The 12,389-nt window shown below is 65.6% G+C and carries 12 protein-coding genes; 5 read left to right on the top strand and 7 right to left on the bottom strand.

Annotated features, from left to right (window positions below; all coding sequences use genetic code 11):
- The first annotated feature begins 120 nt into the window (after positions 1–120).
- The 3 genes from ilvN to pssA all read left to right on the top strand — a co-directional run bounded on the left by ilvN (position 121) and on the right by pssA (position 2,699).
- Entirely contained in the window at positions 121–612 is a 492-nt protein-coding gene (gene ilvN / locus ABUE11_RS11520; RefSeq protein ID WP_013518619.1) for an acetolactate synthase small subunit, read from the top strand.
- A 53-nt stretch (positions 613–665) separates the two neighbouring features.
- Positions 666–1,682 carry a ketol-acid reductoisomerase gene (ilvC, locus tag ABUE11_RS11515; protein ID WP_367065456.1) on the top strand — a complete coding sequence of 339 codons (1,017 nt, stop codon included), beginning with the start codon at positions 666–668 and terminating at the stop codon, positions 1,680–1,682.
- Positions 1,683–1,862: 180 nt separating this feature from the next.
- Complete coding sequence (pssA, locus tag ABUE11_RS11510; protein WP_367065454.1) at positions 1,863–2,699, top strand: CDP-diacylglycerol--serine O-phosphatidyltransferase; 837 nt, start codon at positions 1,863–1,865, stop codon at positions 2,697–2,699.
- 4 nt (positions 2,700–2,703) lie between these two features.
- Here pssA and maiA read toward each other — a convergent pair whose 3' ends face one another.
- From maiA to ABUE11_RS11475, 7 genes are all read right to left on the bottom strand, one after another.
- Complete coding sequence (maiA, locus tag ABUE11_RS11505; protein ID WP_367065452.1) at positions 2,704–3,357, bottom strand: maleylacetoacetate isomerase; 654 nt, start codon at positions 3,355–3,357, stop codon at positions 2,704–2,706.
- Between the two features lie 8 nt (positions 3,358–3,365).
- Positions 3,366–4,379, bottom strand: coding sequence for a fumarylacetoacetate hydrolase family protein (locus tag ABUE11_RS11500; protein ID WP_367065451.1), 1,014 nt, complete (start codon positions 4,377–4,379; stop codon positions 3,366–3,368).
- A 46-nt stretch (positions 4,380–4,425) separates the two neighbouring features.
- Positions 4,426–5,805, bottom strand: a complete 1,380-nt coding sequence (locus ABUE11_RS11495) for an MFS transporter (RefSeq protein WP_367065450.1) — start codon at positions 5,803–5,805, stop codon at positions 4,426–4,428.
- 147 nt (positions 5,806–5,952) lie between these two features.
- Positions 5,953–6,507, bottom strand: coding sequence for a VOC family protein (locus ABUE11_RS11490; protein ID WP_367065449.1), 555 nt, complete (start codon positions 6,505–6,507; stop codon positions 5,953–5,955).
- A gap of 25 nt (positions 6,508–6,532) precedes the next feature.
- Positions 6,533–6,763: a DUF2783 domain-containing protein gene (locus tag ABUE11_RS11485; RefSeq protein ID WP_367065448.1), complete on the bottom strand. Its 231-nt coding sequence runs from the start codon at positions 6,761–6,763 to the stop codon at positions 6,533–6,535.
- Positions 6,764–6,784: 21 nt separating this feature from the next.
- A complete protein-coding gene (locus ABUE11_RS11480; protein ID WP_367065447.1) occupies positions 6,785–8,449 on the bottom strand; it encodes an FAD-dependent oxidoreductase in 1,665 nt (554 codons plus the stop codon).
- An 83-nt stretch (positions 8,450–8,532) separates the two neighbouring features.
- Complete coding sequence (locus tag ABUE11_RS11475) at positions 8,533–9,498, bottom strand: MBL fold metallo-hydrolase (RefSeq protein ID WP_367065446.1); 966 nt, start codon at positions 9,496–9,498, stop codon at positions 8,533–8,535.
- 98 nt (positions 9,499–9,596) lie between these two features.
- Between ABUE11_RS11475 and ABUE11_RS11470 the strand changes: the two genes are divergently transcribed.
- Both ABUE11_RS11470 and leuA read left to right on the top strand, forming a co-directional pair.
- The gene (locus ABUE11_RS11470) at positions 9,597–10,499 is read left to right on the top strand and encodes a LysR family transcriptional regulator (RefSeq protein WP_367065445.1); all 903 of its coding nucleotides are present in this window, start codon (positions 9,597–9,599) and stop codon (positions 10,497–10,499) included.
- A 201-nt stretch (positions 10,500–10,700) separates the two neighbouring features.
- Positions 10,701–12,368, top strand: coding sequence for a 2-isopropylmalate synthase (leuA, locus tag ABUE11_RS11465; protein ID WP_367065444.1), 1,668 nt, complete (start codon positions 10,701–10,703; stop codon positions 12,366–12,368).
- The last annotated feature ends 21 nt before the right edge of the window (positions 12,369–12,389 follow it).

Below are 12,389 nucleotides of genomic sequence, written 5' to 3'. Positions count from 1 at the left end.
CTTGCCAGTCAAGCGCGAGCAGCTATTCTTTGAATAGCATTTCTTTGACGAATCTATTGTTCGCCGAGCCAGGTGCTTACCGGCACCTGGGGAGGGCGACGAAAAGAGGAATCGCACATCATGAAACACATCATTGCCGTTCTGATCGAGAACGAGGCCGGCGCCCTGTCGCGCGTGGTGGCGCTGTTTTCGGCGCGTGGCTACAACATCGAGTCGCTGACCGTGGCGCCGACGGAAGACCCGTCGCTCTCGCGCATGACGATACAGACCACGGGCTCGGACGATGTCATCGAGCAGATCACCAAGCACCTCAATCGCCTCATCGAGGTCGTGAAGGTGGTGGACCTGACCGAGGGCGCCTACACCGAGCGCGAGCTCATGATGGTCAAGGTGCGCGCTGTGGGCAAGGAGCGCGAGGAGATGAAGCGCATGGCCGACATCTTCCGCGGCCGCATCATCGACGTGACCGACAAGAGCTACACCGTGGAGCTCACGGGCGACCAGTCCAAGAACGACGCCTTCCTGCAGGCCATAGACCGCACGGCCATCCTGGAGACCGTGCGCACCGGCGCGAGCGGCATTGGCCGCGGCGAACGCATCCTGCGCGTGTAGGACAATCCACCGTTTTCCCCATTTTTTCGAACCAGATTTCAACCGGAGCCAACATGAAAGTTTTCTACGACAAAGACTGTGACCTGAGCCTGATCAAGGGCAAGACCGTGGCCATCATCGGCTACGGCAGCCAGGGTCATGCACACGCCCAGAACCTGAACGACAGCGGCGTGAAGGTCGTGGTCGGCCTGCGCAAGGGCGGCGCCTCCTGGCCCAAGGTCGAGAAGGCTGGCCTGACCGTGATGGAGGTCAATGACGCCGTGAAGGCGGCCGATGTGGTCATGATCCTGCTGCCCGACGAGCAGATCGCCGAGGTCTACAACAACAACGTCGAGCCGAACATCAAGCAGGGCGCGTCGCTCGCCTTCGCCCATGGCTTCAACGTGCACTACAACCAGGTCGTGCCGCGCGCCGATCTGGACGTGTGGATGGTCGCGCCCAAGGCCCCCGGCCACACCGTGCGCAACACCTACACCCAGGGCGGCGGCGTACCCCACCTGGTCGCAGTGCACCAGGACAAGAGTGGCCGCGCCCGTGACCTGGCCCTGTCCTACGCCATGGCCAACGGCGGCGGCAAGGCCGGCATCATCGAGACCAGCTTCAAGGAAGAGACCGAGACCGACCTGTTCGGCGAGCAGGCCGTGCTGTGCGGCGGCGCCGTCGAGCTGATCAAGATGGGCTATGAGACCCTGGTCGAGGCCGGCTACGCCCCCGAGATGGCCTACTTCGAGTGCCTGCACGAGCTCAAGCTCATCGTGGACCTGATCTACGAAGGCGGCATTGCCAACATGAACTACTCGATCTCGAACAATGCCGAGTTCGGCGAGTACGTGACCGGCCCCGAGGTCATCAACGAAGAGTCGCGCAAGGCCATGCGCAATGCCCTGAAGCGCATCCAGAACGGTGACTACGCCAAGATGTTCATCCAGGAAGGCCGCCTGAACTATCCGTCGATGACGGCCCGCCGCCGCAACCTGGCCGCCCACTCCATCGAGCAGGTCGGTGGCCAGCTGCGCGCCATGATGCCCTGGATCGCCAAGAACAAGCTGGTGGACCAGACGCGCAACTGATGCGTGCGCGGCGCGGCTCTGGCCCGCGCCGATGCAACTGCCAAGGCCACCTCGGTGGCCTTTTTTGCGTGCTGCGGGTCGGGGCTACACTGCCCCCTCCCGCGCACCCTGCAGGGTGTGTTTTTACTATGAGTTATGTAGCTGCTTGTACTTGTGTACAAAGCGCTGGAGGTCGATTGAATGCATGATGGCAACGAAGCCGCCGAAGTCGCCGAGGTGCTGGTCCACAAGCGCCGCAAGGGCATTTATGTGTTGCCCAACCTGTTCACGCTGGCGGCCCTGTTCGGCGGGTTCTATGCCATCGTCATGGCCATGAACGGGCGCTTCGAGCTCGCCTCCATCGGCGTGTTCTGCGCCATGGTGCTCGACAGCCTGGACGGCCGCGTGGCGCGCATGACGAACACGCAGAGCGCCTTTGGCGAGCAGATGGATTCGCTGTCCGACATGGTGTCGTTTGGCGCCGCGCCCGCGCTCATTGCCTACATCTGGGCGCTGCAGGGCCTGGGACGCTGGGGCTGGATTGCGGCCTTCGTCTACTGCGCCTGTGCGGCGCTGCGTCTGGCTCGCTTCAACGTGAACACGGGCGTGGTGGACAAGCGCTACTTCCAGGGCCTGCCGTCGCCCGCGGCCGCGGCGCTGGTCATGGGCTTCATCTGGCTGCTCACCGACGCCGGCGTGCATCCGGGCCAGCCGGTGCTGGGCCTGTCCTGGCAGCACATCACCTGGGTGATGTTCGGCTTCACGCTCTACGCGGGGCTGACCATGGTCACCAATGTGCCGTTCTACAGCTTCAAGGACCTGCACATGAAGAAGAGCGTGCCCTTTGCCGTCATCGTGCTGATTGCGCTGGGCATTGCCGTGGTCAACATCCACCCGCCCACGGTGCTGTTCGGCATTTTTGTGCTCTACGGTCTGTCGGGCTATGTGCTCTATGCCTGGCGCAAGGCCAAGGGCCAGCAGACCAGCGTGATCAGCACCTCGACCGACGAGCCGGACGAGCAGGGGCTGCACCACTGAACCCTCATTCCGCGTCGGGCTGCATGTCGGGCGCGGCCTGCTGGAAGGCCGGCAGCTGCTCGCAGGCCTCGACGATGCGGTTGATCGTGGGGTAGGCATCCAGCGCGCAGTTGAAGCGCCTGGCGTTGAATACTTGAGGCACGAGGCAGCAGTCGGCCAGGCCGGGGCTTTCGCCATGGCAGAAGCGCCCCGTCTCGTTGCCGCGCGTCAGCGTGTCCTCCACGGCCTGCAGGCCCAGTGCCACCCAGTGGGCGTACCAGGCGTCCTTTTGGGCGTCGGATATGCCTAGGTTGCGCTTGAGGTACTTGAGCACGCGCAGATTGTTCAGGGGATGGATCTCGCAGGCCACCATCTGCGCCAGGGCGCGCACGCGCGCGCGGCCCAGGGCATCCTTGGGCAGCAGGGCGGGGCCGCCCTGGGTTTCGTCGAGGTACTCGATGATGGCCAGCGACTGCGCCAGCACCGGGCCCTCGGCAGAGAGCTGCAGCGCCGGCACCAGCCCCTGCGGGTTGGCGCTGCGAAAGGCGTTCGTGTGCTGCTGGCCACCGTCCTTCAGCAGGTGCACAGGGATGGTGTCATACGCCAGCCCCTTGAGGGCCAGCGCAATGCGCACGCGGTAGGCGGCCGAGCTGCGAAAGTACGAATAGAGCTTGAGCATGGTGCGCCTCAGGCGGCCTTGGCGGTGTTCACCTGGTTCTCTATGGCGCCGAAGATGCTCTGGCCCTCGGCATCGAACATCTCGATGCGCACCTTGTCGCCATGCTTCATGAAGGGCGTGATGGGCTTGCCCTGCTCTATGGTTTCGTAGGTGCGCACCTCGGCCAGGCAGCAGTAGCCCACGCCGCCGTTGGCGATCGACGAGCCCCACAGATTGCCCTGCTTGTTCGACACCGTGCCCGAGCCGACGATGGAGCCCGCGCACAGCGTGCGCGTCTTGGCCACATGGGCGACGAGCCGGCCGAAGTCGAAGGTCATGTCCACGCCCGCGTTGGGCTTGCCGAAGAGCTGATCGTTGAGGTGCACGACGAGCGGCAGGTGCACCTTGGCGTCCTGCCAGGCGGCGCCCAGCTCGTCGGGCGTGACGGCCACGGGGCTGAAGGCGCTCGCGGGCTTGCTCTGGAAGAAGCCAAAGCCCTTGGCGAGCTCGGCAGGGATCAGGTTGCGCAGGCTCACGTCGTTGACCAGCATCACCAGACGGATGGCCTTGGCCGCCTGCTCGGGCGTGGCGCCCTGGGGCACGTCACCCGTGACCACGGTGACCTCGGCCTCGAAGTCGATGCCCCAGGCCTCCTGGGCCACCACCTCCCCGCGCGGCGGGATGAATCCGTCGCTGCCGCCTTGGTACATCAGCGGGTCGGTGTAGAAGCTCTCGGGCACCTCTGCATTGCGCGCGCGGCGCACCAGCTCCACATGGTTGATGTAGGCCGAGCCGTCGGCCCATTGCCAGGTGCGCGGCAGCGGGCTGTGGCAGGCGGCTTGGTCGAAGGCCTCGCCCTCGATGGCGCCGCTGTTGAGGGCCTCGTAGACCTGGCGCAGCTGCGGCTCCACGGTGGCCCAGTCATCGAGCGCGGCCAGCATGGTGCGCGCAATGGCGGGAACGGCGCGGCAGCGCTTGAGGTCCCGGCTGACGACGACCAGCGTGCCGTCGCGGCCGCCTTGCTGCAGGGTTGCGAGTTTCATGGTGTGACTCCTTTGCTTATGGTGTGTGACGTGTGGGGCGATCGGCTCATGCCGACTGCGACGCGGTGCGGGTATTGTCCGGCGTGCGCGGACGGTGGATGTGGCGCTGCACCAGCGCCAGCGCGACCAGGGCAGCCACCATGGCATAGCCCAGCAGCGACAGGTAGCCGGAGGCGCCGTTGGAGGTGATGATGGCAGCGCCGGCAAACGAGCTCAGGATGGCCCCGAGGCGGCCGAAGGCCAGGCCCGCGGCCGTGCCCGTGGCGCGAATCTGCGTGGCGTAGACATGGGCACAGAGCGCATACATGGGGGCCTGCACGCCGTTGACGAACATGCCGTGCACGCCCAGGCCCAGCATCAGCAGACTTGCGTCTCTGTGAAAGTCCACGCCCTTGAGCAGCAGAGCGCTTGCAGCCGCACCGGCGCAGGCCAGCATCAGCGGCCAGCGCGAGCCGAAGCGCGCCATGGCCCAGGCGCAGCCCAGGGCGCCGAGCACGCCGCCCAGGTTGTAGGCCGTCAGTCCGGAGCTGGCCATGGACACCGGCAGGCCTTCTGCCGTGAGCATGGAGGGCAGCCAGCTGAAGGCGCTGTAGGACGCCAGCATGACCATGAAGAAGCCCATCCAGATGGCCAGGGTGTCGCGCGCCAGACCGTCCTTGAACAGCGCGCCGAAGCCTGCGCGCTGCTGCTGGCCCACCAGCTGCTCCGCGGCATCGACGAAGCCGGCATCGGCCGCCGTGGGGCGCTGCATGCGGGTGAGCAGCGCGCGCAACTGCGGCCATTGGGCGCTGTGGCGTGCCATCAGGCGCGGCGACTCGGGTAGGCGGGCCAGCAATACCAGGCTGTAGGCCAGGGGCAGGGCACCGCCAATCCAGAACATGGCGCGCCAGCCCAGGCTGGGCAGCACGGTACTGGCAAACAGGCCGGCCAGCATGCCGCCCAGCGGATAGCTCACGATGGTGGCGGTGACGGCGATGGTGCGGTAGCGCAGTGGGGTGAACTCCGCCGTCAGCGTGGAGGCGCTGGGAAGGGCGCCGCCAATGCCCAGACCGGCAATGAAGCGCAGCATGGTGATGGCGAGGATGTTGGGTGCAAAGCCGATGGCGATGGTGGTGGCGCCGAACAGCGCCACGCTGGCGGCGATGACGAGCCGGCGTCCGATGCGGTCGGCCATGTAGCCAGCGAACGCGCTGCCCAGCGCCATGCCGATCAGGCCCGAGGCCACGGCCGGGGCGAAGGCGCTGCGCTCTATGCCCCATTCCTTGATGATCACGGGAATGGCAAAACCGATGAGCTGGCCATCGAAGCCGTCGAGGATGATGGACAGCGCGGCCATCAGCACCACCCACTTCTGCAGGCTGCTGAAGGGGCCATGGTCGAGTGTGTGGCCTATGTCTACGGCTGACGCGTGCTGCGTGCGGGGCATGGGGTGTCTCCTGGGGCGGGTGCTTGCCGCACCCTTGGTGTGTCTGTTCTGCTGCATTGGGCGCAGCAACGCCCGGCACAGGGCGCCTGGGCGCCTGTGCTTGGGCAGGTTGGGAAAGCGGTGGGCTGCCTCAGCCCACGGCGGGCTTCAGTGCGGGCCTACGCGGCCCGAGCCGTCGTGCATCCAGCGTGCATGCTCGGGCGCCTTCTTGGTGCGGTCCCATTCATTGAGCATGTCCCACTTCACGTCGTCGAGCGCCTTGTCCATCTGCGGCGTGGCCGTGTTGACGGCCAGTTCCAGACGGTGGCCCGAGGGGTCGCGGAAGTAGATTGACTGGAAGATGGTGTGATTGGTGGGGCCAATGACCTGGATGCCGTCGGCCTCCATCTTGGCCTTCACTTTCATCATGGTGTCGATCGAATCGACCTTGAGCGCCAGATGCTGCGTCCACGAGGGCGTATTGGCATCCGAGGGCGCGATCATCTCGGGCTTGGTCGGCAGCTCGAAGAAGGCCAGGATGTTGCCGCCGCCGATGTCGATGAAGATGTGCATGTACGGGTCGGGCTCCTTGGTGGAGGGCACCTCGTTCTCCGCAATCGCCAGGATGAAGTTGGCGTCCAGGTATTTCTGGTACCACTCCACGGTTTGCTTTGCGTTCTTGCAGCGGTAGGCGACATGGTGGACGCCGTTCAGAAAGGCCATGGTTGTCTCCTTGGATGGTTGTGGGTCAGTCGTTGAAGGGTTTGCGCGCAATGGCCATGGCCTCGCGCAGCACGGTGATGTCGCCGATATGGTTGGCCAGCAGCAGCACCAGGCGTGCGTTCACGGCCAGGCTTTGCTCGTCGCTCAATCCCTGGTGGGTGTCGATCAGGGCCTCGTAGAAGTCGTCGCCGGGCGAGTAGGCCTGGAAGTAGCGCTTGCCGGGTTCCTTGAGGTGGGGTTCGGTGATCAGGGGCATGGTGTTGTCTCCTTGTTGGTCTCAGGCGTTGCCCGTGGCACGGGCCACGGCGGCGCGTACCTGGGCGGCGTCCAGCTGGCGCCAGCGCGCGGCCACATGCTGGTCGGGGCGCAGCAGGTAGCAGGTGCCGTGCTGCATGTCGTAGCGGCTGCGGATCGCTTCTTGCGCGTCGATCAGCGTGGGCAGTGGCGCGGGGGCCTGGCCACGGGCGGCGACCACGGTCGCAAGCACGGGTATCGGGGCATCGGCCAGCGCGGCCAGGGACTGGACGGTGGCGGCGTCCAGGCTGCCCGCGTCCTCCACGTAGTACAGCAGCTGGAACTGCGAGTCCATGCCGGCGAGCAGCCAGCTGCCGCGGCCGCCCTGCACGGGAGCGTCGTCCATGGGGGCGCCGGGAATCATGTTGCCGGCAAAGGCATCGGCATCGGGCGTGTTCAGTGGTGATTCGACGAGCCAGGTGGGCACCGACAGGCGGCCCGAGTTGACCAGGGCGCGCGCAAACGGGTAGTCCTGCGCGAGCTCGAGCACCGCGTTGCGGAAGGCCTTGCTGGTCTTGCTCTTGGGCGTGATGAAGTCGGTCGAGCGCGTCGAGTTCATGATGTTCTCGTCGGCGGCATAGCAGCGCTCGGCGCTGTAGCTGTCCAGGAGCGATGCGGGCGCCTTGCCGTCGAGCACGAGCTTGAGCTTCCAGGCCAGATTGTCCGCGTCCTGGATGCCGCTGTTGGCGCCGCGTGCGCCAAAGGGCGAGACCTGGTGCGCGGCGTCGCCCACGAAGAGCACGCGGTTGTGGTTGAAGCGTCCCATGCGTCGGCACTGGAAGGTGTAGACGCTGACCCACTCGAGCTCGAACTCGCGCTCGTCGCCCAGCATGGCCTTGATGCGCGGGATGACGTTCTCGGGCCTCTTCTCGACCTCGGGGTCGGCGTCCCAGCCGAGCTGGAAGTCGATGCGCCAGACGTTGTCCGCCTGCTTGTGCAGCAGCACCGACTGGTTGCGGTGAAACGGTGGGTCGAACCAGAACCAGCGCTCGGCCGGGTAATCGGCCTTCATGACCACGTCGGCGATCAGGAAGCGGTCCATGAAGATCTTGCCCTCGATATCGAGGCCCAGCATGCGGCGGATGGGCGAGCGCGCGCCGTCGGCCACCACGAGCCAGTCGGTCGTCAGGGTGTAGGCGCCGTCGGGCGTCTCCACGCGCAGCGTGGCCTTCTCGGCGTCCTGCTCCACGGCGATGACGTTGTTCTTGAAGCGTATCTCCAGGTTGGGCAGCGCGCGGGCGCGCTGGACCAGGTAGTCCTCCAGGTAGTACTGCTGCAGGTTCACCATGCCGGGGCGCTGGTGGCCTTCCTGGGGGCGCAGGTTGAAGTGGAAGACCTCGCCCTCGCCAAAGAAGGTGCGGCCCACGTCCCAGGACGTGCCCTTGTCCACGCAGGGCGTGCCACAGCCCAGGCGGTCAAGCACCTCAAGCGTGCGCTTGGCATAGCAGACACCGCGCGAGCCGATCGACACCGTGTCGTCGTTGTCCAGCAGCAGCACGCGCTGGCCCTGCTGCGCCAGGTCGATAGCCATGGTCAGGCCCACGGGGCCCGCACCGACCACCACCACGGGGTAGTGGCCGTCGCGCTGCTCTGCCAGTTCGGGCGGGCGCACGTAGTCAAACTTGGGGTAGGTGTAGGTCTTCAGCATTTGTCTCTTGAATCCTGTAGTGATGCCAAAAATGGCCCCTGGCGCTTGTCAGTAAGGCGTGGGTAGCTATTGTTTTTGTGGCTTCAACCCTGCTGAAGTGCGTGCCACATCTGCTGGTCGCGCTCGGCCGTCCAGATGCGCGGATCGCGGATGCCACTGGCCTCGTCGTGGGCCCGCGTCACGTCAAAGGGCAGACAGTGCTCGTAGATGAAGACCTGGCCGAACTTCGGATCCATGGCCTTGCGCGTGTGCTTCATGCAGGCGTTCAGGTCCATGCCCTGGGCCACGGCTTGCTGCGCGCTCTGGTAGAGGGTGGAGACGAAGTCGCGGGTGTAGGCCAGGCCCTTTTGCACTGCGGCGGGCGTCATCAGCGCCGGGCCGCGGCCGGGCACGAGCTTGTCGAAGTTCATGGCGGCCAGGTTGTCCAGCGTCTGCGGCCAGTCGGCCAGGTAGGCGTCGCCGGTGTAGCAGGCTGCGTCGGCCTCGACCAGGTCGCCCGAGAAGCAGATGTTCTGGCTCGGGATATAGACGATGGCATCGCCCTTGGTGTGGCCGCGGCCGACCTGCTTGATGCGTACCTCGAGCTTGCCGAGCCACAGCACCATCTCGCCCTCGAAGGTCATGGTCGGCCAGGTCAGGCCGGGCACGCTCTCGACGGCCTGGAACAGGCGCGGGAAGCGTCCGATCTCGGAGTCCATGTCCTGCTGGCCGCGCTCGACGATGAGGTCGTAGGTGTCGCGGCTGGCGATGATCTGCTCCAGCCCCTCGTTCTTGTACCCCGAGGCGCCGAGCACGCGCACGGCGTGGTAGTGGGTCAGCACCACGTACTTGATGGGCTTGTCGGTGATCTCGCGGATCTTGGCGATCACGCCCTGCGCGGCCACGGGCGTGGCCGTGGCGTCGATGATCATGCAGCCGTCGTCGCCAATGATGACGCCGGTGTTGGGGTCGCCCTCGGCGGTGTAGGCATAGGCGTTGTCGCTGAGTTTTTCCCAGCTGACCTTCTTTTCCTCAAGATCGGCCTGGGAGGCAAATTTTTTTTCACTCATGGGTTGCTCCTGTGATGTTTCGTGGTATGGGCTGTATTAAAGATCGTTTGGATTTATTATTCAAACGGTTTTTTGTGATTCATTTATAGGAATAACTTATGAATGTGACACTGCGTCAGCTGTCCGCGTTCGTGGCCGTGGCTGACACCGGCAGCTTCACGCTGGCGGCCGAGCGCCTCTTCATCACCCAGTCGGCCCTGAGCGGGCTGATCAAGGAGCTCGAATCCATCCTCGGCCTGCGCCTGTTCGACCGCAGCACGCGCCGCCTGCGCCTGTCGGACACCGGGCGCGAGCTGTATCCGCAGATCGAGAAAATCCTGAACGACCTGGGCGGCGTGATCAGCGAGGTCGGCAACCTCAAGGCGCTGCAGCGCGGCAGCGTGCGTGTGGCCGTGCCGCAGCTGCTGGCCTGCACGCTGCTGCCCGATCTCATGGCGGAGTTCCGCGAGCAACACCCGGGCGTGCAGCTGCGCCTGGTCGACTGTGCCGTCGAGAGCGTGATGGCGCGCGTGTTCTCCGGCGAGGTGGACATGGGCCTGGGCCCGGAGCGCGATGCCAATTCCGACATCGACGCCGAGCAGCTGTTCTGCCTGCCCTTCATGGCCGTGATGCCGCCGGGCCATGCGCTGGCGTCACGTGGCGACCTGCAGTGGCCCGACCTGTCCGGGCAGTCCCTCATCACGCTGCAGGGGCAGTTCACCGAGCTGCTCGTGACCGACATGGGCGAGGCCGCACGCAATCTGCACAAGGAGGCCTTCATGCAGGTGACCTTCATGACCACGGCGCTGGCGCTGGTGCGCGCGGGCCTGGGGATTACGCTGTGCATGCCCTATGCGCGCTCGCTGGTCGAGCAGTTCGGGCTGGTCATGCGCCCCGTGGGCGATCCGGTGGTGGAGCGCAGCTTCTGGATCTTCACGCGCCGGGGCAGGGCGCCGACGCCTGCGGCGCAGGAGTTCCGCCGTTTTCTCGAGGCGCGGCTGAAGAATTCACTTTTGTGCTAGAGTTGCCCGCATGTCGTTCCTGTCCCTAGCGCTACTACTGAACTTGTCCCACGGGCAGGCAGGGTAGCGCGCGTACAGTCCTACACATACACACCTACTTCCACGGCCCGTAGCACCAGCGACGGGCCGTTTTTGTTTTCCTCGGGGTCGCTGGAGCACAGACCGGATTCATATCCTTGTTCCATGAAAGAGAGTGCCCCGATGCTGCAGAACCCCGCCGCCAAGTACCGCCCCTTTGCCCCCGTGCGCCTCACGGATCGCCGCTGGCCCGATGCGGTGATCACCAAGGCGCCCATCTGGTGCAGCGTGGATCTGCGCGACGGCAATCAGGCCCTGATCGAGCCCATGGACATCGCGCGCAAGATGCGCATGTTCGAGCAGCTCGTGAAAATCGGCTTCAAGGAGATCGAGGTCGGCTTCCCATCGGCCTCTCAGGTCGAGTTCGACTTTGTGCGCAAACTCATCGAGGAAGACCGCATCCCCGACGACGTAACCATCCAGGTGCTGACCCAGGCGCGCGAGCCCCTGATCCGCCGCACCTTCGAGGCGCTCGAGGGCGCGCCGCGCGCCATCGTCCACCTGTACAACGCCACGGCGCCGGTGATGCGCCGCGTGGTGCTGGGTATGAGCGAGGACGAAATCGTGGCCCTGGCGACCGAGCACGCGCAGATGTTCAAGGACATGGCCGCGCGCCACCCGGCCACGGACTGGACCTTCGAGTATTCGCCCGAGATGTACTCGGACACCGAGCTTGCATTCTCCGCGCGCGTGATCGACGCCGTGACCGCCGTCTGGCAGCCTACGCCGCAGAAGAAATGCATCATCAACCTGCCGACCACGGTCGAGCATTCCACGCCCAATGTCTTTGCCGACATGGTGGAGTGGACGCACCGCCATGTGCAGCGCAGGGACAGCATCGTGCTGTCCGTGCACCCGCACAACGACCGCGGCACCGGTACGGCCACGGCCGAGCTGGCCCTCATGGCCGGCGCCGACCGCCTCGAGGGCTGTCTGTTCGGCAATGGCGAGCGCACCGGCAACCTCGACGTGGTCAACGTGGCGCTCAACATGTACACCCAGGGCGTGTCGCCGGGGCTCGATTTCTCCGACATCGACGCCATCCGCAGCACGGTCGAATACTGCAACCAGCTGCCCGTGCACCCGCGCCACCCCTATGTGGGCGACCTGGTCTACACCTCGTTCTCGGGCTCGCACCAGGACGCGATCAGGAAGGCCTTTGCCGCGCGCCGCGAGGGCGATGTCTGGGACATGCCCTACCTGCCGATAGACCCCAAGGACCTGGGCCGCAGCTACGAGGCCGTGATCCGCGTCAACAGCCAGTCGGGCAAGGGCGGCATCGCCTATCTGCTCGAGAGCGAATACGGCCTGCAACTTCCGCGCCGCCTGCAGATCGAATTCAGCCAGACCGTGCAGCGCGAAATGGACGCGAGCGGCAAGGAACTCACGGCCGATGACCTCTGGGGCCTGTTCGAGCGCGAATACCGCCTGCAGTCCGTGGCGGCGCCCGCCTACCGCATGCAGGAGCAGGAGGAGGGCTTTTCGCTGAGTGCCAGCCTGCACTGGCAGGGCGAGCGCATGGCGGTCGAGGGTGAGGGCACGGGCCCCATCGACGCCTTCGTGCAGGCCATGTCGGCCGCGCTCGAGCGCGAGGTCCGCGTGCTCGACTACAGCGAACACGCCGTGGGCGAGGGCGCCGGCGCCAAGGCCGTGGCCTATGTCGAGATGCGCATCGACGGGCGGCACACGGTGTACGGCGTGGGCATGGACGCCAACATCGTCTCGGCCTCCATGCGCGCCATTCTCTCGGGCCTGCAGCGTGCACCACAGACGCAGGCCGCAGTCGCTTAAAGTTCTCGTTTTCGCTTCCAC

The organism is Oryzisolibacter sp. LB2S, assembly GCF_040732315.1.
Classification (GTDB): domain Bacteria; phylum Pseudomonadota; class Gammaproteobacteria; order Burkholderiales; family Burkholderiaceae_C; genus Alicycliphilus; species Alicycliphilus soli.
The sequence above is the reverse complement of the archived record's forward strand: the minus strand, read 5'-3'. Positions and strand labels throughout refer to the sequence as shown.

Coding starts and splice junctions, on each gene's coding strand:
- ilvN (WP_013518619.1), top strand. CDS start 121: ATGAAACACATCATTGCCGTTCTGATCGAGAACGAGGCCGGCGCCCTG.
- ilvC (WP_367065456.1), top strand. CDS start 666: ATGAAAGTTTTCTACGACAAAGACTGTGACCTGAGCCTGATCAAGGGC.
- pssA (WP_367065454.1), top strand. CDS start 1,863: ATGCATGATGGCAACGAAGCCGCCGAAGTCGCCGAGGTGCTGGTCCAC.
- maiA (WP_367065452.1), bottom strand. CDS start 3,357: ATGCTCAAGCTCTATTCGTACTTTCGCAGCTCGGCCGCCTACCGCGTG.
- ABUE11_RS11500 (WP_367065451.1), bottom strand. CDS start 4,379: ATGAAACTCGCAACCCTGCAGCAAGGCGGCCGCGACGGCACGCTGGTC.
- ABUE11_RS11495 (WP_367065450.1), bottom strand. CDS start 5,805: ATGCCCCGCACGCAGCACGCGTCAGCCGTAGACATAGGCCACACACTC.
- ABUE11_RS11490 (WP_367065449.1), bottom strand. CDS start 6,507: ATGGCCTTTCTGAACGGCGTCCACCATGTCGCCTACCGCTGCAAGAAC.
- ABUE11_RS11485 (WP_367065448.1), bottom strand. CDS start 6,763: ATGCCCCTGATCACCGAACCCCACCTCAAGGAACCCGGCAAGCGCTAC.
- ABUE11_RS11480 (WP_367065447.1), bottom strand. CDS start 8,449: ATGCTGAAGACCTACACCTACCCCAAGTTTGACTACGTGCGCCCGCCC.
- ABUE11_RS11475 (WP_367065446.1), bottom strand. CDS start 9,498: ATGAGTGAAAAAAAATTTGCCTCCCAGGCCGATCTTGAGGAAAAGAAG.
- ABUE11_RS11470 (WP_367065445.1), top strand. CDS start 9,597: ATGAATGTGACACTGCGTCAGCTGTCCGCGTTCGTGGCCGTGGCTGAC.
- leuA (WP_367065444.1), top strand. CDS start 10,701: ATGCTGCAGAACCCCGCCGCCAAGTACCGCCCCTTTGCCCCCGTGCGC.